Origin of the sequence: Ensifer sp. ENS02, from assembly GCF_014851885.1 — a bacterium.
Classification (GTDB): Bacteria; Pseudomonadota; Alphaproteobacteria; order Rhizobiales; family Rhizobiaceae; genus Ensifer; species Ensifer adhaerens.
Genome location: NZ_JACVAO010000020.1, coordinates 25319 through 44909, shown reverse-complemented (window position 1 = coordinate 44909; position 19591 = coordinate 25319). Strand labels below are relative to the sequence as shown.

Annotated in this window: 15 protein-coding genes and 2 pseudogenes; 10 read left to right on the top strand and 7 right to left on the bottom strand. The window is 61.1% G+C overall.

Features of this window, described 5'->3' with window-relative positions; all coding sequences use genetic code 11:
- Window positions 1–271 precede the first annotated feature (271 nt).
- The 4 genes and pseudogenes from IB262_RS30280 to IB262_RS30270 all read left to right on the top strand — a co-directional run bounded on the left by IB262_RS30280 (window position 272) and on the right by IB262_RS30270 (window position 5052).
- Window positions 272–3277, top strand: coding sequence for a PAS domain-containing protein (locus IB262_RS30280; protein ID WP_110819062.1), 3006 nt, complete (start codon window positions 272–274; stop codon window positions 3275–3277).
- Window positions 3274–3900, top strand: a pseudogene (locus IB262_RS36130) (response regulator); the annotation flags it as partial. The gene IB262_RS30280 and the pseudogene IB262_RS36130, both read left to right, overlap by 4 nt.
- A gap of 6 nt (window positions 3901–3906) precedes the next feature.
- On the top strand, window positions 3907–4308 hold the full coding sequence (locus IB262_RS36125) for a response regulator (protein ID WP_226020920.1): 402 nt from the start codon (window positions 3907–3909) through the stop codon (window positions 4306–4308).
- A 105-nt stretch (window positions 4309–4413) separates the two neighbouring features.
- A complete protein-coding gene (locus tag IB262_RS30270) occupies window positions 4414–5052 on the top strand; it encodes a response regulator transcription factor (protein WP_192494116.1) in 639 nt (212 codons plus the stop codon).
- Window positions 5053–5394: 342 nt separating this feature from the next.
- On the opposite strand, the gene IB262_RS30265 is transcribed toward IB262_RS30270, so the two are convergent.
- The 6 genes and pseudogenes from IB262_RS30265 to IB262_RS30240 form a co-directional block, all read right to left on the bottom strand.
- Window positions 5395–6030, bottom strand: coding sequence for a response regulator (locus IB262_RS30265; RefSeq protein WP_060582827.1), 636 nt, complete (start codon window positions 6028–6030; stop codon window positions 5395–5397).
- Window positions 6031–6170: 140 nt separating this feature from the next.
- Window positions 6171–6632 (bottom strand): annotated as a pseudogene (locus IB262_RS30260) (Rid family hydrolase).
- A 288-nt stretch (window positions 6633–6920) separates the two neighbouring features.
- Entirely contained in the window at window positions 6921–7772 is an 852-nt protein-coding gene (locus IB262_RS30255) for an alpha/beta hydrolase (protein ID WP_110819064.1), read from the bottom strand.
- Between the two features lie 268 nt (window positions 7773–8040).
- Window positions 8041–9180, bottom strand: a complete 1140-nt coding sequence (locus tag IB262_RS30250; RefSeq protein WP_246802756.1) for an adenylate/guanylate cyclase domain-containing protein — start codon at window positions 9178–9180, stop codon at window positions 8041–8043.
- 163 nt (window positions 9181–9343) lie between these two features.
- Window positions 9344–9622 (bottom strand): N-acetyltransferase, encoded by a 279-nt coding sequence (locus tag IB262_RS30245; protein ID WP_210207579.1) that lies wholly within the window; start codon window positions 9620–9622, stop codon window positions 9344–9346.
- Between the two features lie 193 nt (window positions 9623–9815).
- Complete coding sequence (locus IB262_RS30240) at window positions 9816–10745, bottom strand: MBL fold metallo-hydrolase (protein ID WP_060582823.1); 930 nt, start codon at window positions 10743–10745, stop codon at window positions 9816–9818.
- A 329-nt stretch (window positions 10746–11074) separates the two neighbouring features.
- Here IB262_RS30240 and IB262_RS36120 point away from each other — a divergent pair, with 329 nt between their 5' ends.
- Window positions 11075–11263, top strand: a complete 189-nt coding sequence (locus IB262_RS36120) for a hypothetical protein (protein WP_110819065.1) — start codon at window positions 11075–11077, stop codon at window positions 11261–11263.
- Window positions 11264–11374: 111 nt separating this feature from the next.
- Here IB262_RS36120 and IB262_RS30235 read toward each other — a convergent pair whose 3' ends face one another.
- Window positions 11375–12970 (bottom strand): winged helix-turn-helix domain-containing tetratricopeptide repeat protein, encoded by a 1596-nt coding sequence (locus IB262_RS30235; protein ID WP_110819037.1) that lies wholly within the window; start codon window positions 12968–12970, stop codon window positions 11375–11377.
- Window positions 12971–13198: 228 nt separating this feature from the next.
- On the opposite strand from IB262_RS30235, the gene IB262_RS30230 reads away from it, so the two are divergent.
- The 5 genes from IB262_RS30230 to IB262_RS30210 all read left to right on the top strand — a co-directional run bounded on the left by IB262_RS30230 (window position 13199) and on the right by IB262_RS30210 (window position 19456).
- The gene (locus tag IB262_RS30230; protein ID WP_060521214.1) at window positions 13199–13951 is read left to right on the top strand and encodes an SDR family oxidoreductase; all 753 of its coding nucleotides are present in this window, start codon (window positions 13199–13201) and stop codon (window positions 13949–13951) included.
- Window positions 13952–14065: 114 nt separating this feature from the next.
- Window positions 14066–15160, top strand: a complete 1095-nt coding sequence (locus IB262_RS30225; protein ID WP_110819038.1) for an HlyD family secretion protein — start codon at window positions 14066–14068, stop codon at window positions 15158–15160.
- Window positions 15157–16764, top strand: a complete 1608-nt coding sequence (locus IB262_RS30220) for an MFS transporter (RefSeq protein WP_110819039.1) — start codon at window positions 15157–15159, stop codon at window positions 16762–16764. Before IB262_RS30225 ends, IB262_RS30220 begins: the two co-directional genes overlap by 4 nt.
- A 114-nt stretch (window positions 16765–16878) precedes the next feature.
- Complete coding sequence (locus IB262_RS30215) at window positions 16879–17826, top strand: MBL fold metallo-hydrolase (protein ID WP_060521211.1); 948 nt, start codon at window positions 16879–16881, stop codon at window positions 17824–17826.
- 142 nt (window positions 17827–17968) lie between these two features.
- On the top strand, window positions 17969–19456 hold the full coding sequence (locus tag IB262_RS30210) for a mechanosensitive ion channel family protein (protein WP_110819040.1): 1488 nt from the start codon (window positions 17969–17971) through the stop codon (window positions 19454–19456).
- Window positions 19457–19591 lie beyond the last annotated feature (135 nt).

Genomic DNA, 19591 nt, shown 5'->3' with positions numbered 1-19591 from the left:
CAACCATTCCTCTAACCCTATCGCAATCACGGCCGTCCTGCAGCCTATGGAAGTCTATGAGAAGGCGTGCTGCCAAGCGAGTCCGGATGCTACTCTTCGCCTATGCTCAAGTACAGCTTAGAATAGACCGCTCAGTTGTCATAGATTTCCATAGGATGCAGGCGAGACGCGGCGAGAATAGGATGGCGGATAGTTTGCGCAGTCCGACTCTCGAGAACAACTGCTATGCAGAGCGCTGATAGTGGCTTTCCTCGTCCTGCAGGAGAAGGCAATGACGAAGGCGTTCGATTCACCTGACGAAATCGGGCTGAAAGCAATGCAGGCGGTGCGGATCATCGAAAGCGTGGTCGGCAACGCCTGGGCGGCGAATTCGGCCGGCGAGATCGTTTGCGTCAGCCCTGCGGTACTGTCGCGGCTGGCCTTGACGCTTGAGGAGTTCGGCTACCAGTCGGATGGTGGTCCGCTGGGCTGGAGGCGAATGATCCATCCGGATGATTACGAGCGGTCTATGGCGCTCTGGCGCTGGTGCCTTGAAACTGGCCAGCACTTCAACATCGAACACCGAACTCTGCGCGCAAGCGGCGCTTACGGTTGGAGTCGAACGTCTGCTCAGCCCTTGCGTGATGGTGAGGATGATATCCTTGGCTGGTACGGCGCGATCATCGACATCGAAACGTCTGCCGCGGCCGCTCGTTTTGTCGATACCGCGGAGGCGGCCGTACAGGAATTGCCAAGCTCATTGAGCGCAATTCACCCCGACGACCGAACCGCAGCGGCGCATGCAGCCGCGCGTGCATTCTGGACGGGCGTTCCGCAGGTAACGAGGCACAGGAAGCGCCAGCCCGACGGCAAGTATCGGTGGACGGAAACACGCGCCGAGCCCGGATACAGCGTCAGCGTCGATATCGATGAGTTGGTGACGGATCGCGAGCCTCGCATGGTTGCGGCATCCGATAGCGCTGGCGAACCAGAACCACTGCGGTCTGCGAGAGCTGTCGAGAGCATATTCGGCAACGGCTGGGCCTTCGATGCGCGCGGACGATGGATTTACCTGCATCCATTTGCGCAGAACTCGCTCGGCGTCACGCCTGAGCAACTGAACATTTCCGTTGACGAAGGTCACACGGCCTGGAAGCAATTGCTGCATCCGGACGACTATGAGCGGACCGCAGCGGTATGGAATCGTTGCCTCGAAACGGGGGATGACTTCAATGTCGAGTTTCGCTTCCGCCGCGTATCGGGAAGTTATGTCTGGGCCAGAACCGCCGCCCGGGCCGCCCGCGATGCCCGAGGCCGCATCCTGGGTTGGTTCGGCATCGCGCTCGACATCGATGTTTACAAGAAGACCGTTGAAGCTTTGCGTGGCCGAGAGCTTGAACTCTCGCAACTTGTTGACATGGTCCCGGTTCACATCCGCCGACTGGGGCCCAACGGCGAACCGACCTTTTTCAACAAGCGCCTGCTTGATTTTTATGGGTGGAAAGATCTTGCACAGTTGGAAACAGCGGCTGGCAGCCGGCTGGCGACGGCGATGGAAATGCTCGTGCATCCGGACGACTCCGCGCGTCTCCTGGAAGCGGTCCGCCATTCCGTGGCGACAGGCGAATCCTACGGAATGAAGTATCGTTTGCGCCGCTCGGACGGCGTCTATCGTTGGGTCGAAGGACGCGCGGTGCCGCTGATCAACCAGGAAGGGGCGATCGTAAACTGGTATGCGATCTCGATCGACATCGATGACGAGATGCGTGCGCAGAACGCGTTGCGCGACCGAGAAAGGGAACTCTTACAGCTCGTCGACATCGTTCCCAGCCTGCTTTGGCGCCTGAACCGTCAGGGCGAGCCAACGTTTTTCAACAAGCGGCTGATGTGCTTTCTCGGTCTCGACGCTGCCAATTCCGAACAGCCAGACCCGGGCCGCCTGGCGTCCGCCTTCAGAGCGTCCGTGCACCCGGACGATGCTTCAGGCCTCGAGGAGGCACTGGGCCGGTCTGTCGCGACCGGCGAGAACTTCTCAAAGCGGTTTCGCCTGCGCCGGTCGGATGGCGTCTATCGCTGGGTTGAAAGCAATGCAGAACCCTTGCGCGACGATAGCGGGCAGATCGTGCAATGGTACGGGCTGTCACATGATATCGACGACCAATTGCGCGTCGAAGATGCGCTGCGTGAACGGGAGCGGTCACTGTGGCAACTGGTTGAGACGTTGCCGGCGATGATCGACTGCGCCGCACCAAACGGCGAGCCGGTCTATCGCAGCCAACAGTTGCGGGAGTTTCTCGGGTATAATCTTGAGGACCTGGACGGAACGGCGAAGTCCCGGCTGGACGCAACGCTAGATGCCGGGGTGCATCCCGACGATGTCGCAGGCGTCAAGGAGAGGTATGCGCATTCCTTGGCCACGGGCGAACCCTATGCGCGCAAGCATCGCCTACGGAGGTTTGACGGCGTTTATCGGTGGGTCGAGACCAGAGCGGCTGCCATGCGCAATCTGGAGGGTGCGATCGTCCAATGGAACGTAATTTGCCTTGATATTGATGGCGAGGTTCAGGCTGAGGACGAATTGCGACTTGCGCAAGAAAGACTTTCCAGAGCCAGTCAATCAGCGAGCCTGGCCGAGCTTTCGGCGTCAATCGCCCACGAGGTGAACCAACCATTGGCAGCGATCGTGGCCAATTCCAATGCCTGTCACCGTTGGTTGCTGGCTGAACCACCCAATCTCGAGCGGGCAAAGATAACTGCCGAACGCATTATCCGTGATGCCAACTCCGCCGCGGAAGTCGTCAGCCGCATCCGCGCCCTGTTCAAGCAGCGTGTCGAGCCTCAGAGCGATAGCGATCTCGTGAGCGCAATCGCCGAAGCCGTTCATCTCATCGCGGAGGAGGCCATGCGCCGTCGCGTTCGGGTCGACGTCGATATCGAGAAAACCCTTCCCTATGTTGCGGTGGACCAGGTGCATATTCAACAGGTTCTGGTGAACCTCATTCGCAACGGCATGGATGCGATGGACGCTGTGGCGCGCGACCGCGTCGTTCGTGTCCAGGTCCGTCGCGTGGGGGATTTCGTCGCGACGGAGGTCAGCGACATTGGCACGGGGGTCGAGTTTCCGGAACGAATATTCGAATCCTTCTTTACGACGAAAGTGAACGGAATGGGGATGGGCCTGGCAATTTGTCGTTCGATCATCGAGTCGCACGGGGGGCGGCTGTGGGTGCAAAACAATGAAACAAATGGCGCAACCTTCACGTTTACCTTGCCGATCGAAGTGGAAGCAGCGGCATGACGAACGAGGAATACACAGTTTTCATCGTCGATGACGACAATCGGATCCGCGAGGCCCTGTGCGAGCTCTTGGCCTCACACGGTATCCAGGCGATCGCCTTCGGTTCGGCCGGAGACTATGTCAATTCGGAAAAACCGGATGCGCCTGCCTGCCTGCTTCTGGATATCGAGTTGCCGGACATCAACGGTCTCGACCTTCAAAGCGAAATAGCCAAAGGGGAGCATCCGCCGATCGTATTCATAACCGGTCACGGAGACATCCGTTCGTCGGTGCGGGCCATAAAGGATGGCGCGGTCGATTTCTTGACCAAACCGTTTACCGACGCGGATTTGATGGCCGCCATTCATGCGGCCATAGCCGAGGATGAGAAAAGACGGGCCGAGCGCGCAGAGTTCGGAAAGCTGAGGCGACGCTACCTTGACCTGACACCGCGCGAGCGGGAGGTGCTGCCGCTGGTCATAAGCGGGCTGCTCAACAAGCAGGCGGCCGCAGAACTTGGCATCAGCGAGGTGACCCTGCAGATCCACCGGCGAAATGTGATGCAGAAGATGAAGGCAGACTCCTTTGCCGACCTCGTGCGCATCGCCGAACGTTTGAAGATACCCGTTACCCATGCCCGCAAGACAGGCGTGAAATCGACGGCTTTGCCGCATCGGCAGGTCGTCGCGATCGTTGACGACGATCCGAGATTGCTGGAGTCCCTGGAGGATCTGTTGGAGTCGGCCGGCTACTCGGCTCGCAGCTTCTCGTCTGGCCGATCTCTACTTTCCGCTGGGCTCCCGGGTCTGGATGCGCTCATTACGGATATAGGGATGCCGGGAATGGACGGGTTCGAACTGAGGGACCTGGTCAGGACGAAAGAGCCGGGCCTTCCTGTTTTCCTGATGACTGGGCGTCATGAGATCGCCGATCAGCTGAGTGCGCGCGACCGGACTAGCTGCTTCAGAAAACCCTTTGACGCGCAGGTTCTGCTAGCGACGCTGGCCGCCGCATTGGGCGACCGGCAGATGGAGGGAAACGATGAAACTTGAGATGCCGCTAGAGCCGACGGTCGTTTCGCAGGCACATTGTCAAAGCGAACGCCCGCCCGTCGTGATCGTCGATGATGCATGCGGGACGAAACAGAGGCCAATCTGATGCAACACGCTCAAACCAAGACGGAACAGCCTGCGGAACCGATCGTCTACGTCGTCGACGACGACGAGGCCATGAGGGAAGCGCTGCTCGATTTGTTCATGGTGACCCAAAAACGGGTGACTGCGTTCTCGAACGGGCCTGAGTTTTTGGAGACGGCAGACATCCGGGCGCCCGGTTGCCTTGTTCTGGATTTCAACATGCCAGGGGGCACGGGTCTGGACCTCCAGGAGCATCTTTCTCTTGCTGGTAGTCGCCTGCCGGTGATCTTTCTGACGGGGCATGCAGATGTCCCGACCAGCGTAAAGGCGATGAAGGCTGGCGCCATGGATTTCATCACCAAGCCGTTCGCCGATCAGGATCTGCTTGAGGCGGTGGAGCGTGCCATTAAGCTCGACGCCGAGCGCCGCAAGGCCGAGGCGGAGCGCGACCGGATCCGGGCGCTGGCGGATACTCTTTCTCCTCGCGAGCAGGAAGTAATGTTTGCAGTCGTGAGTGGCCTGATGAACAAACAGGTCGCCTACCAGCTCGGCATCAGCGAAATGACGGTGAAGCTCCATCGAATGAGCGTCATGCGCAAGATGCAGAGCCGTTCGCTGGCAGATCTCGTGCGGAAGACTGAACAGCTACGACGGAACTGAGCAACTCACAGGTCTGCAGGAATAGACCCTTGCCAGGGAAAGGGAGGCCGCCTGCCCGTGGGCAAACGGCCCCTAGGTGTGCCGGCCTTTGGCGGTCGTGCCGCGGGGAGGGGGCTGCGACACTTGGATCATCACCTCCTAACGAAGGTGCCGGCGAAGGATGATGATGGAAGCTTACGGTCTTTCACGCATCCGCATCACTATACATTCGTTTAGCGGGCCGATCGCGGCGCGGAGCCGGTTGTCTTTCAGGACAGGCGACGTTGCGGGCATGCATCTTGACCAGGGCGGCCGGAAAAGAGGCGTGGTCGATCATTGCCGTCTTTAGCTCCCGCCGAGACCTCACTGCAGCAGTTCCGATTTCCTTACGAGGTCACTGAAGGTCCGGGCCTGCATCTTCTTCATTGCGCTTGCGCGATGAAGTTTGACCATGATTTCGCTGATCCCCAGTTCGAAGGCGGCCTGCTTGTTCATGAGACCTTCCGTGACGAGCTTCATCACTTGTCTTTCACGGGGGGTGAGGCTGTCCGCGCACTGGCGAGCATGTTTTCTCCTTGCAGCCACTTCGCGTTGTTTTCTCCCTTCCTCGATAGCCGCGGCCACTGCAGAAAGCAGATCATCCACCTCGAAGGGTTTCAACAGGAAATCGACGGCTCCCGCCTTCATGGCGGTGACGCTCGTCGGGACGTCTCCATCGCCGGTCATGAAAACGATTGGAAGGTCGAAGCCCGCATCCGACAGTTTCCTTTGATACTCGATACCGCTCATGCCTGGCAGTTTCACATCGAGCAACAGGCATCCTACGGCCTCTGGATCACCCCTTTCGTCGAAATCCGCAGTGTCGACGAACGCCTCGGCCGGTATTCCGGAAGAACCAAAGAGTTCAAGCAGCGCCGAGCGAATTCTCTCATCGTCGTCGATGATGTGGACCACGTTGACGTCGGTGGCGTTTTCGATGGGGTTTGAACGTTCGGGCATCGCTTAGCTCCCTTGATCGTCAAGAACCAACATTCGCCTATTTTATCCGACGTGGTTTTGCTGGCTATAAAACGAAGGTTTGCCCTCCCGTGGGTTCGAAGACCCTTCCGTATGTTCCGTCAGCACTCGATGGTTTGCAGTCAGACGCTACAAAGCGAAACGCACGGTGCGATCGCCCGAAAGGTGACCTCGATCAGCTGTTCGGGAAATGCCAGGCGGGAAACACCAATCAGGTTGCTCGCACACTCCGGTATCTCCGCTCCATACATTTCCTTGCGGACCCTGCCAGCGGCCGCAAACGCGGCGTCCACATCGAGTACGTAGAGTGTCTCTTCGACCACGTCGTCGAGTGAAGCGCCGAATTCGGCAAGGACAGCGACGGCATTGGCGTAGGTCTGCCGCATCTGCTCTTCCATGCTCGAAAAATCGACAGGTCTTCCGGCTGGGTCCAGCCTTGCCGGGGCCACGAGGTTGCCGGCCCTGTCGTGGCTTAGCTGTCCGGAGACATAGATGATGCCTTTAACCTGCACGGCCTGGGAATAGCCGTAGGCTTTTTCTCACGGCACACCGAAGTTTGCGGTCCGTTTGATCGGGGAACACATGAAATCCTCCATTCCTTCCGGGCGAGCGGTGGCCTCAACCGCTCGAAGCTCGTTTCCGTTTCAAAGTCCGGTCGGTTCGACCTCTCATGACGTCGCTCTACCCATACGGCCGGGCTGACCTTGCCGAAAGTAAACTGAAGTTTGGCTATCCAAATGCACTTGGCATCGAGGAGCAGTTCGCCGGAAAAATGCTCCCGGCGGCCGGCGGCGGATTTGCGGGCACTTCTGAGTGTGACGAACCCCCACCGTCTAGTGGAAAAAAGGGCGCCTGAGGCGCCCTTTGACACGCTACTTGGTGATGAAGCTTAGGATGTCCTGGTTGATGACGTCCGCGTGTGTGGTCGCCATGCCGTGAGGGAAGCCCTTGTAAATCTTGAGGGTGGAGTTCTTCAGGAGCTGAGCTGAACGGGGGGCGGAAATCGCGAGCGGAACAACCTGGTCGTCATCGCCATGCAGCACCAGCGCCGGCACATCGATCATCTTCAGGTCTTCGGTAAAGTCGGTCTCCGAGAAGGCCTTGACGCCAAGGTAATGGGCGTTGGCGGCTCCCATCATCCCCTGTCGCCACCAATTTTGGCTGACCGCTGCGGACGGCGTGGCGCCTGGCCGGTTGAAGCCGTAAAAAGGGCCGTTTGCGATGTCGTGATAGAGCTGCGCCCTGTTGGCCGCAAGGGCCTCGCGATAGCCGTCGAGCGCCTCGATCGGAAGCCCCTCGGGATTGTTCGGCGTCTTCAGCATAAGCGGTGGCACGGCGCCGATCAGGACGAGCTTGGCCACACGCCCCTTGCCGTGACGGGCGACGTACCGGGTCGCTTCGCCTCCGCCCGTCGAATGCCCGATATGGATCGCGTTGCGCAGATCCAATTGCCGCACGAGAGAGGCCACGTCGGAGGCGTAGTGATCCATGTCATGGCCACCGCTCACCTGCTCCGATCGCCCGTGGCCACGACGGTCATGGGCAATGACGCGATAGCCTTTTGCGAGGAAGAAGAGCATCTGGTTGTCCCAGTCATCTCCGCTCAATGGCCAGCCGTGATGAAACACGATCGGCTGCGCGTCGCGCGGACCCCAATCCTTGTAAAAAATCCTGGTCGAGTCTTCTGTCGTTACGTATCCGTGACCGGGTTGCTCGGCTGTCATGGCCATTCCTTTCTGTGCTGGTCGTGCCGCATCAAATGGTGGTTTCGGGCCGCGATGCTCAGCTCCCGAAGCGCGGTCCTGCGGTGGGCGCCGTCGCTAACGGAGGACCGTTTCGACGCCCTGCGGGACCTTGTTTCTCCGGGAGTAACGGCCGGCATGCGACGTGAAGACGCTAGCAGCTGGCGCATGGCGGGAAAGGTATACCTTGGTTTCGGCGACCATTCGCGGCCGTTCAAGGGCCTGAACGTCAACGCGATGTCTCGGGACTTTAAAGTCGCAGGGCATGGACCTCAACGGCAGTTGCTATGCCCTCGAGCACGTGTCGCCCGAGGTGTTCGGTCTGCTCGTGGCAGGCTGCCGCGTCCACGAATTCTCCCGAAAGAAGGACGGGACGGCGCAGGCGTTTGGTCAGCGCCTCCAGCTTGAAGGCCCTATTGACGGCTGACCCGATCACGGTGAAGTCGAGACGGTGTCTTGAACCGATGTTGCCATAGTTGACCTTGCCGAGGTGGACGCCCATGCCGAAGCGCATTCGGTCGTCCTGCGGCCAAAGTCGGGATGCCGCCTGATACCCCTCCTGGACCGCCGCGATGAGGTGCATGCAGGCCTGCGGCCGGTCCATGGGAAAAACGGCGAGCAGACCGTCTCCGATGAACTTCAGGATTTCTCCCCCATGCTGTTCGATCGGCTCTCCGACAGCGTCGAAGAAGCCGTTCAATATCTCGATCAGTTCGTCACGCGGCAATCGGTCGGACAGACGGGTGAAGTCCCTCAGATCACAGACGAGAATTGCTGCATCGATCGTGGCGCCCGTCCCTCGTCTGGTTGCGCCACGCAACACTTCTGCAGAGGCATGCGAGCCGACATAGGTGTCCAGCAACGTGCGAGCCAGCTGGCTCTTGACGCGGATTTCGGTGACGAGGGACAACCAGGGCAAAAGCGCGTCGAACAGTGCCAGTTCCTCTGCGCAAAAGCCACCATGCCGGTCCGTCGCAAAGGTGAGGAGGTGGCGGCGGCCCTGCGTATGATCGAGAGGCCACGCGGCGTAGTCCGTGTGGCCGGCGTGCTTCAGTTCTTCGTAGACCGCAAAACGATGTGGACCGACGATCTGCAACTTCTGCCGAACCCGCAATCCGCTGACGATCGCCAGTTGAAAGGGGCTGCGAAGGAAGGCGTCGGTTGCCTCGACGTCATAAGCGATGGTCTGGATCTTGGTGGTCGATTGTCCGCGCACCCAGGTCATGCGCGTACCCAGCCATTGCGGATGGTGCACGCGCAGATGAAGCGTTGCTCTGCTCAGCGCGACGCGGCAGCGCACGAGCCGGCCGCAGAGCTCGGCAAAAACCTTCTCTGCCAAGGGCTCGTCGCGGATCCCGGTTGCGAGCCAGGGCAAAATCTGCTCGCGCATTTCAGTTTTTAGCTCCAATCCCATGGCCTCAACATACGCGCTGATGTGACCGCGAGAGACGTATACGAGCGTTCGAGGAGGGGCAGGCGCGGTGCAGAGTGCGAACCCCGAGATGTTTGCCCAATACGCCTCTGTTTGCGGTCCGGCCTGATCTGCTTGGCGATCAGCAGATCAGGCCGCTGTATTCCGGATGCTGAACGGCATAGTTGGCCATGAACACGCATCGGGGCGCGACCTTCTGTTGCCGCTCGCGCAAGATGGCAAAGAGGCCGTTCGCCAGCTTCGTGGCAAATCCTGCTCCAGAGTATTCGAACGGCACCTCCGTGTGGATCAGCACCAGCACGCCTGCCTCCATGCGATAGTAGGCGGCTGCAATCGCATCCGCGTCGATGGAGAGTTCGAAGCGGCAATTTTGGGGATTATCGAGTACACGATGCGGCAAGTTTGATCTCCTCGCTGCTATTGCAGCCATCGACCCGCAGGCCCGTTGAGGCGGGACCGTGGTCTTTGTGCCAACGTTGCAATCCAACCAGGTCAACGGCCGATTGATGCCTCACGGCGCGCCGTGGGCAGCAATCGACCGGTTGTTATTAATTAGAGCAGTCGTCTGGTTCGCTCCCGACGGAAGCCTTGCGTCAGTAGTCCCACCAGGCCGGAACGAAGCGGTAAAGGTCGCCGGCGGTCGCTACACGGCCGACCGATGGGAACGGCATGTGCGTGGAAACCAGCCAGGAGCCGGTCTCTGCAAGTTCTTTCATGAGCCGCAGTCGAACGCGGGTCGCTTCTTCGGGGTCGTGTTCGAAGCCGTTGTGCCACTCGGGGTGGTCGAAGGAGACGGGGAACAGGGCGTCGCCGCCGAACATCAGCCGCTCGCCGCCGGACGAAATGCGCACCACGCTGTGCCCCGGGGTGTGACCACCGGTACGGGTGACCACCACTCCCGGCGCCACTTGCGCCTGCTGGTCAAAAGTCCGCAGTTGGCTGCGATACGCATTCAAAAACTCAAGCGACGCTTTGCGCGCGAGATCCGCGAGCGCCGGTGGCATGGCGGTAAGCGAGAAGTCGGGCGCCTGCCAGAACTTGGTCTCGGCGGCGCACACATGGACGCGAAGATCCGGGCGCATCCGTTCCTTGACGCCTTCGACGAGGAGCCCGCCGACATGGTCGAAGTGCATGTGCGTCAGCACCACGTCGGTCACGGCGGCGAGATCAACGCCGGCGGCCTCCAATCGATGGACAAACTGTCCGGCCCGCGGGAAATCGGGATACTCCTCGCCCAGACCGCTGTCGATGAGGATCGTCTGGTCGCCGCTGCGCACGACAACGGCGTTCAGCGCCCAATCGAAGGCAACCTTTGAAAGAAACCTGTCGTCGAGCCAGGCGCCCCGCACCTCGGGGTCGGCATTGGTGGCCATCGACTCGGCCGGCGGGGTCAAGATGCCATCGCTAATGACCAAGACGTCGATGTCACCAACCCGTACCGCATAGCGTGAAGGAACCAGCTCATCCGGTGCGGGTCTTTCCTGCGGAATGATCTTTAGGGAACTCGTTTGAACATTCGACATGATGTGCTCCTGTCGTCGCGGTTGAAATATGTCGGTCAGGATTACATCGCGGAGTCTAGATTCCGGTCTTTTGGCGGTCGAGCTACACCTGAGTATGGGACCACTGCCCGTCCCTGGGCGCCGTGAAGCGAGACCAGCTCTTTCATCAGCGCGTCATGCGCGCGCGTTGCCCCGGTCAGCGGTGGGTGGAGTGGTCTCCCCAAACCTGCGTATAGTTTCAGCGGTCCAGTCAATTGCCTAGGCTCGGTCCGGTATGCGCAGGCGGCCGTTGCTCGGCCCGAGACATCGCGAACGCGATGATTGGCGCACCCGCAGGCGGATTGCACTCCATGACAGCCAAAGAGGTTAAATTGATCGCCCTGTCCGGTGCGCAGCCACTGCTGGACGTAGCGGAATACTGCCGGCGCGCGGGCATCTGCGAAGCCGAAGAGCGGAGACTGCTTTTGCTCCTTGGGCGACAGGCGTCCTGCCACGAACTCCAGATGAATATCGTAGAGCGGCGAATGCGTGCACGCTAGCGACCCGTCACAGTTGCCGTGCCGAACACACGCCCCAGAGCCTGTGGTGGTCCAGGCGCTGGACAATTGCACGCCGCGCGCTCGTCCATTGCGCGCCGCGAGCGGCCATGGTCACTCCGGCAAGCCTGCAAGCCGCAAGCCGTCGGCAAACCGCTTGAAATCGTCTGGTCGATGGATCGGCAGCCAATCGCGCAGATTGGAAACGCACAAGGCCGGATCAAGCTGCCGCAGGCGCTCCATGTACCGCCTTGCCTCGTCGGGACGACCGGCAAGCGCATGGCTGGCTGCGGCAAGTGCGACCGCGGCCAGCAGGCTCGGCAGGTTCGCAAGTGCCTTCTCGGCCCAGACCACCGCATCGTCGTAATTTCCGGAAAAGAAATGCGCGATCGCCGTTCCCGTCTGCATTCGGAACATCTCCGGATCGAGTGGGCTCAGGCGAACGGCATGGGTCAGATCCTTGATCGCGCTCTCCGTCTCTCCCCGAAAGACGCGCAGCACGCCACCCAGAAACCACGCGAGCGCGAAATTCGGATTGAGCAGCCGGGCCCTGTCGATCAAAGCGATGCCGGCGTCGAGATCGTCGGCGAGATGGCCGAGCGCATGCCCGCCTCTCGTGAGCGCCACGGCGTCGTCCCGGCCAAGCCCGACCGCGAGCCGCGCCAGTCGTGTGCCTTCCGCGATCTCTGCCGTGCGGTCGACCATCCAGCCGTTGAGCTTGCGCCAGAAGAAGCACCAGGCGGCGCCGCCATAGGCTGCGGCGAATTCATCGTCGAGCGCAATCGACTTGTAAAAGAGAGGCAGTGCCGCCTCGAGCGCCTCGCGGGTGCCGCTGTGCAGTTTTGCCATGCCGCGAAGATAGTAGTCGTAGGCGTCGAGGCTTTCGGTCGGCTTGCGCTTGGCGCGTTCGATCTCGATCCGTTCGAGTTGCGGCGCGATCGCGCCGACAACGCTTTCGGCTATCCCATCCTGCAGCTCGAAGATGTCGTCGAACGTGCCTTCGAAGCGCTCGGCCCAGAGATGCGCTCCGGTCGTGGCGTCGACGAGCTGGCCGGTGATGCGGACCTTGTTTCCCGATCTGCGCACGCTCCCTTCCAGTACGTAACGCACGCCAAGTTCGTGACCGACCTCGGCCGCCTCCACGGTCCGGTCCTTGTAGGTGAAGCTCGAATTGCGTGCGATGACGAACAGCCACCGAATGCGCGAGAGTGCGGTGATGATGTCCTCCACCACCCCGTCCGTAAAATACTCCTGCTCCGGATCGCCGCTGAGGTTCTGAAAAGGCAAGACGGTTATCGAGGGTTTTTCGGGCAAGGGGAGCGCCGGCGCCGGCACGCGTGCCTCTCCATCATTGTGATCGGCGACGCTCAAACCCCGCGCAGGGGCCTCGTTTCCAACGTCGACAAGGTTGACATCGCCGACGAAGCGGAAGCCCTTGCGGGGGATGGTGCGCACCAGATGCTGGTCTTCGCCGTTGTCGCCGATCGCCTTGCGAACTGCGTTTATGTGGCTGGTGATCGTCGATTCCGACACGATCCGACCGCCCCAGACGGCGAGCAGAAGATCATCCTTGCCGACGACTCTTTCTCGATTTTCGATGAGATGCACCAACAGGTCGAAGACCTGCGGACCGACGGCGACAACCTGCCCGCTGAGCGTCAATTCCCGGCGTTCCGGATCGAGCCGATAATCTGCGAACTTGAATTGCACCTTGAGGTCTCCTGGACGACTTCCCCGGCTGGCGATTGCCATCCGCGGATAACCAACACGCCATTGCGTCGTTAGAACATCCCGCCACGATCACACAATCGCTTGGACGGACAATCAAGCTATCCACAAGGGTAATTCAAGACAGGCCCAAGGACTTCCCTGGAGCATAGGGGCACTCTCAGCGCAGATCGACAGCAATGGTGCGGTCGAGAAAAGCAGAGTGAACCCATGAAGATCGTCGTCATCGGAGGCACCGGCCTTATCGGATCGAAACTTGTGAAGAGCCTGCGCGAGCGCGGACACGACGTGCTCGCTGCCGCACCAAATACTGGCGTCAACACGATCACGCGTGAAGGTCTGGCCGCGGCGATGGATCGGGCAGATGTCGTCGTCGATGTCGCCAACGCGCCGGTTTGGGACGACAAGGCTGTTCTCGAATTCTTCGAGACGTCGGGGCGCAATCTTTTGGCAGCGGAAGCTGCAGCCGGCGTTCGCCACCACGTCGCGCTGTCGATCGTCGGCAGCGAACGGTTGCCCGACAACGGCTATTTTCGAGCGAAGATCGCCCAGGAAAGCCTCATCAAGGCATCCGGTATTCCCTATACCATCCTGCGGGCCACGCAGTTTTTTGAGTTCGTCGGCGGCATTGCGCAATCGGCGACGGTCGACGGCGAGGTTCGCCTTTCGCCGGCGCTGTTCCAGCCTATTGCTTCAGACGACGTTGCCGCGGCACTTGCCGATGTTGCGCTCGCAGCACCGGTCAATGGAACGATCGAAGTTGCCGGACCGGAAGCCATGCCGCTCGATGAGGTCGTCAGGCAATTTTTGCGGGCAACAAAGGATGACCGAAAGGTCGTTCCCGACGTTCACGCTCGCTATTTCGGCGCGCTGCTGGATGACCAGTCGCTGACCCCCGGCAAGAACCCGCGGCTCGGTGCAATCCGCTTCGACGATTGGGTCGGCCAACAGGTCGGGCTTTGAAGTCGCAAGGACCGATATCCGCAAGGTGGTGGCGTCCGAGCGGCGCGCGGCCCTGACATCCTCCTGGCAGCGCGGCCGCTTCGCAGCCAACCTATTTCAACGGGAACCGAGACAATGGATACGCTCGAGCACAAGATTGCCACCGCCACGGGACGCGCCTCGACCGGCGTTGCCGAAAAGCGATCCAGCAAACGAAAGAAGATTGGCATGCTCCTATGCCTTAGCGCCGCGGTGGCCATTGCCGGCGGCTGGGCCTGGGCCCGTCCAGGCGACGAAGTATCGACGGATAACGCCTATGTCCGTGGGGACGTGACGTCGTTGGCGCCGAAGATCGCCGGCTATGTCGTGGCCGTCGAGGTTCAGGACAATCAAAGTGTTCGGGCGGGACATGTGCTTTTCCGGATCGATGACAGGGACTATCGGGCTCGTCTTGCTCAGGCGGCGGCCAATGTCGAAGCTGCCAGGGCCCGGCTCGTCAATGTCGATGCCGAGACAGAGCTTCAGCACGCCCTTATTCGCCAGGCCGAAGCCCAGAAGCTGTCGGCCGTCGCAGAGATGAATCTCGCCGCCAAGGCATATGAGCGCCGGCGCGAACTGATCCGCAGCAATACCATCAGCCAGGCGCATGTCGACGAAAGTGATGCGGCGCGGTCGAAAACGCAGGCAGGCGTATCTGCGGCCTTGGCAACGGTCGAGGCACAGAAGCAACGCATTGCCGTCCTTGCGGCGCAGCGTGAGGCCGCCGTCGCAGCCGTGGCCCAGGCCGAGGCTGCGCGCGATCTTTCCCAGATTGACCTCGAGAGCACGGTCGTGCGTGCCCCGGTTGGTGGCGTCATCGGCAACCGTCAGGTTCGTGTCGGCCGTTTCGTCGCCCCCGGCACTTCCCTGCTCGACATCGTTCCGGTCGACGACGTGTGGGTTGTCGCCAATTTCAAGGAAACGCAACTCGAGCACATCCAGCCGGGTCAGCGTGTGCGGATCCGGATCGACGGGTATCCGGGGCAAGTCCTTGAAGGCACGGTTGACAGCTTTGCGCCCGGGAGCGGTTCAGCCTTCAGCCTGCTGCCGTCGGACAATGCAACCGGCAACTTCGTTCGCGTCGTCCAGCGGGTGCCGGTCAAGATCCGATTTGGCCGCAGCCCCTTGACTGGACGTCTCGTGCCCGGACTGTCCGCAAGGGTCGACGTGGATCTCGGGAGAGGGTCATGACCACGCACCTGCCCGCCACGATAAATCGCGAGGCGTCTGCACCAGGCACGTTGCTTGTCGCCGGCATCGTGCTCGCGGCGTTGACGGAGGCGATCGCCAGCACTGTTCTTTCGCTCGGCCGCGGCGACATCATCGGCGACATCTATGCGACGCCCGACGAATTCGCCTGGCTCGACGTCGGCTACACCGCCTTCAAGCTCATCGGCTTCATGGTCGCCGCTTCGATGCTCAACCGCATCCGGCCGCTCAGTCTCATCATCGGTTCGACGCTCATCATGGGGCTCGCGTCCGGGATGGCGTCCGCGATGGCGTCCGCGACGACGTCGCTCAATCTCTTGATTGCCCTGCGGGTCATTCAGGGGCTTGCCGGCGGTGTCCTTCTCGTTGCGGGGCAGACCACCATCTTCTTTGCCTTTCGGAGCGCCCATCAGCCAATCCTTCAGGCGCTGTTTGCCATGGGCGCGGTGGTCGCACCCGCCACGCTCGCCCCCGCGCTTCAGGGGTGGCTGCTCGACAGCCAGTCCTGGACCTGGATCTTCTACTGCAACGTCATTCTGTCTCTCGGCGCCGCCGGACTTCTCTTGATGGTCGAAGCTCCGGCACCCACGACGACGAGGCAACGTCCCGTTGACTGGGTTGGTCTTTCACTGATTTCGGTCGCGCTTTTCTGCTTCAGCTATGTCTTCAGCCAGGGAAGCCGCTGGGACTGGTTCGAAGAGCCGCGCATTCTTTGGCTCTCGGTGGCTGGCGTAGCCTCGATGTTCCTGTTTCTCGGGCAGCAGGTGCTGCGCAAGGGCACCGGCCTCCTCGACTTTACCCTGTTCAGATCGGACGATTTCGCCTTCGCCTTCATCGTCAGTTTCGTCGCTGGCGCGGCACTTTTTGGCAGCGCGTTCCTGATCCCGTCCTTCGCCGTATCCGTTCTGGCCTTCACGCCGACCGATGCGGGCCTGCTTCTTCTGCCGAGCGGCGCTCTCTTCGTCGGGGCCCTCATCCTGGCTGCCTTCCTCATGCAGGTCCGTCGGCTTCCTCCATTCGCAACCGTTCCCTTCGGTATCCTGCTGATCATGCTTGCCATGTGGATGCTGTCCGGTTCGACGAGTGAAAGCGGTGCCGCCGACATGATGGCCGCAATCCTTTTGCGCGGCCTTGGCCTCGGTTTCCTGTTCCTGTCGATCACGCTGATTGCCTTTACCAATCTCGACAAACGAAACCTCGCCTCCGGGATCGGGCTGTTCAACACCGGTCGCCAGCTCGGCGGCCTTGTTGGCGTTGCCGGGCTTCAGACGCTTATCGACCACAACGTCGCTGCAAATGTCGCGGTCCTGGGCGCGAGCGTCAATGCGGGAGGTCAAGCCGTCATCGAGCGTCTGGCCGCAACGACCGCCATGCTCGCGGCACGGGGCATGGATGCCGTTCCCGCCAGCCGGGCCGCGATGGCGCTTCTCGGCCGGACCGTTGCCGGGCAGTCCATCGTGATCGCCTTCGACACGGCGTTCAATGCCGTGGCACTGCTCTTCGTCGTCGCCGCGCCCATGCTCGTGGCCATCAAGGTCGGGTTGGCCCGGCGCGCCAAAGCTCGCCAGACACACGCCGACCGTTGACCGAACGGGCCGACCTAAACCGAGGTATAGCTCGACCCTCGATATCGCTCGAACCTAGAGTCCAGGCCGTGAACTGTGAAAAGCATTCTTCGATCAGGCAAACAGGAGGGCGTCATGTCGCCGCTAGAAGCAAGATCTCTTACGAACACGACCTTGGAGCCTGCCCCGCCCGGTCGATCGGCTCCGGAAGAGCTGGTTCCATCGCGCTATGCCGTGCGGGTCGGTGACATTGAGGTGCTGGTGGTCAGCGATGGCGTGCTGCCATTGCCAACCACGATGTTGGGACACAATGCCGACGCCGCCGATCGGGCAGCCTGGCTCGACGGCATGTTCCTGCCGACAGACGCCTTCGACTGGTCGCTGAACGTGGTCGTGGTGCGAAGCGGCGCACAGACCATTCTCATCGATGCCGGGCTTGGCCTGGATCCGGACCTGAACCTGCCGCGAGCAGGCCAATTGATCAGGCGGCTGACGGCTGCAGGCATCGATCTTGGGTCTGTGACCGATGTGGTTCTCACGCACATGCACATGGACCATATCGGCGGATTGCTCGTTGATGGCGTGAAGGAGCAATTGCGTCCGGACTTGCGGATCCACGTCGCCGCCGCCGAGATCAAGTTCTGGGAGGCGCCTGATTTCTCCCATGCGGTCATGCCGCAGGGTTTCCCGGATGCGCTGAGGGCAACTGCCAAGCGCTTTGCGAACGAGTATCGCGACCATCTTCGACCGTTTAAGGACGAGTGCGAGGTCGCGCCGGGCGTGGTCGCTGAGCGCACCGGCGGCCATACGCCCGGGCACTGCGTGGTCCGCGTGGCCTCGGGAGGCGACCGGCTGATGTTTGCCGGCGACGCCCTGTTCGCGGTCGCCTTCGACCACCCCGACTGGTACAACGGCTTTGAACACGACCCCGAGGAGGCGGCTCGCGTTCGGGTGCGTCTCATGAAGGAACTGGCCGAGACAGGATCGTCGCTGGTGGCCACGCACCTGCCTTTCCCGTCCGTTGGGCATGTGGCGATCGATGGCGATCGCTTCCGGTGGGTTCCGGTGTTCTGGGACTACTGACGTCTACAATTGCGCGCGTGGCGTGCAAGAACCATCGGTTCGGGTTGCAACAAGGGCGGGTTCGCCCTTGTCCTTTTCAGAACAAGGCGCCACCAGCCGGCTGTAGCGGAGGGAGAAACGCCGCCTCGCCAGGGGAGTGGGAATGGACCAGAAGACGCAATTGTTCCCCGTCCTCGTTTGTGTTCTGGGCATTGCCGGAATTGTCGTCTGGCATCTGCAGGGCAGGGCGCGCGCCACGGCGCGGCTGATCGTGCAGATCGCCTTCTTCGCGTCGATGACGGCGGCGCTCGCCTACAGCGACCTCAATCCGTTTCGCTACGACCGGACCGATCTCGACGGTGCACAGACACTGCTCGTGGCGGCAAAGACTCTCTGGTGGGTTCATCTCTCCTGGGCGGTGATCGGGTTCGTCCGGCTTTATCTTGTCCTCGATGGCCGGCCGCGAGAAGCACGATTGATCCAGGATCTGGTCGTTGCCGTCGTCTACCTCGGCGTGCTGCTCTCGATCCTTTCATTCGTCTTCGGCGTGCCGATCGGGGGCTTGCTGGCGACTTCGGGCGTCATTGCGATCATTCTCGGTCTCGCATTGCAGAGCACGTTGGGTGATGTGTTCTCGGGCATAGCCCTGACCCTCGGCCGACCTTATGTTCTTGGTGACTGGATCTGCCTCAGTGACGGAACGGAAGGGCGGGTGGTCTCAAGCAACTGGCGTTCGACGCATCTACTGACCGCAGCGCACAATCTCGTGGTCCTGCCGAACAGTGTTCTGGCAAAGGTGGGGCTGACCAACATCAGCCAGCCGGACGAGAACCATCAGATCATTGTCTCGGTTCGCGTGGCTCCGACGCGTATGCCGCACATGATCGTCGACGTGATGCATGCTGTTCTCGACAGTTGCAATGCGATCGTGAAGCAGCCCGCTCCCATTGTCGGACTGGTGGGAATTGATGCCAGCGCGATCACCGTCGAACTCCAGTTTAGGGTCACCAGCCCGGCACAGCGCGGCCCGGCGCGCAACGAAGTCATCGACCTCGTCTATCGGCATTGCAGGGCGAACGGCGTGCAACTTGCTTTGCCTGCCGGGAGCCTGCTCATAAAGAACCCTGACAGGTCCGACCCGCAGCACGCCGTCGCACCGGCGCAGGACCTGATCGACGCGATCCCGATTTTCTCCAATCTCAGCCAGGAAGAGCGCGATAGGCTTGCAGCCGCGGCGACGCCGCGCAGCTTTGCCGTCGGCGCCGAAATTGTCAGAGAAGGCAGGTCGTTCGAAAGCCTGATGATGATCAAGAACGGCGTGGTGGCGATGAAGAGCGGCGATGTGGAAATCGCGCGCCTCGCCCCCGGCGATTTTTTCGGCGAGGACGGCCTGCTGGCCGGAATAAAGGCGAAACACGACCTCCATGCCGTCACCCGCCTTACCGTCTATGAAGTCGATCAGGCAGCGTTCGCGCCGCTTTTGTCGAAGCGTCCGGAAATTGCGGAGGATCTGGCAATTCATCTGGCGCAACGCGAGGCGATCGGAGCAAGTTCGGAATTGCCTGCAAACCAGCGCGAGCGACGCAAGCTGGACCTGCTTCATGCCATCCGATCCATCTTTCGAAGCCAGCGTGAAAGCGCGAAGAGCTGAAGCGGTTGCGCGGTGGTTCGGACGCGGGCACGACATCTGCCGAGACAAAATCGCCGCTGCGGCAAACCTACGTATATCTGTTTCTCCCCGGAGGCCGGCCATAGGATCCCACCCGTTGCCAACAACGTGAATGGA

Coding starts and splice junctions, on each gene's coding strand:
- IB262_RS30255 (WP_110819064.1), bottom strand. CDS start 7,772: ATGACAGCCGAGCAACCCGGTCACGGATACGTAACGACAGAAGACTCG.
- IB262_RS30265 (WP_060582827.1), bottom strand. CDS start 6,030: ATGCCCGAACGTTCAAACCCCATCGAAAACGCCACCGACGTCAACGTG.
- IB262_RS30230 (WP_060521214.1), top strand. CDS start 13,199: ATGAAGATCGTCGTCATCGGAGGCACCGGCCTTATCGGATCGAAACTT.
- IB262_RS30280 (WP_110819062.1), top strand. CDS start 272: ATGACGAAGGCGTTCGATTCACCTGACGAAATCGGGCTGAAAGCAATG.
- IB262_RS30270 (WP_192494116.1), top strand. CDS start 4,414: ATGCAACACGCTCAAACCAAGACGGAACAGCCTGCGGAACCGATCGTC.
- IB262_RS30225 (WP_110819038.1), top strand. CDS start 14,066: ATGGATACGCTCGAGCACAAGATTGCCACCGCCACGGGACGCGCCTCG.
- IB262_RS36120 (WP_110819065.1), top strand. CDS start 11,075: ATGACAGCCAAAGAGGTTAAATTGATCGCCCTGTCCGGTGCGCAGCCA.
- IB262_RS30220 (WP_110819039.1), top strand. CDS start 15,157: ATGACCACGCACCTGCCCGCCACGATAAATCGCGAGGCGTCTGCACCA.
- IB262_RS30240 (WP_060582823.1), bottom strand. CDS start 10,745: ATGTCGAATGTTCAAACGAGTTCCCTAAAGATCATTCCGCAGGAAAGA.
- IB262_RS30215 (WP_060521211.1), top strand. CDS start 16,879: ATGTCGCCGCTAGAAGCAAGATCTCTTACGAACACGACCTTGGAGCCT.
- IB262_RS30210 (WP_110819040.1), top strand. CDS start 17,969: ATGGACCAGAAGACGCAATTGTTCCCCGTCCTCGTTTGTGTTCTGGGC.
- IB262_RS30250 (WP_246802756.1), bottom strand. CDS start 9,180: ATGCGCGAGCAGATTTTGCCCTGGCTCGCAACCGGGATCCGCGACGAG.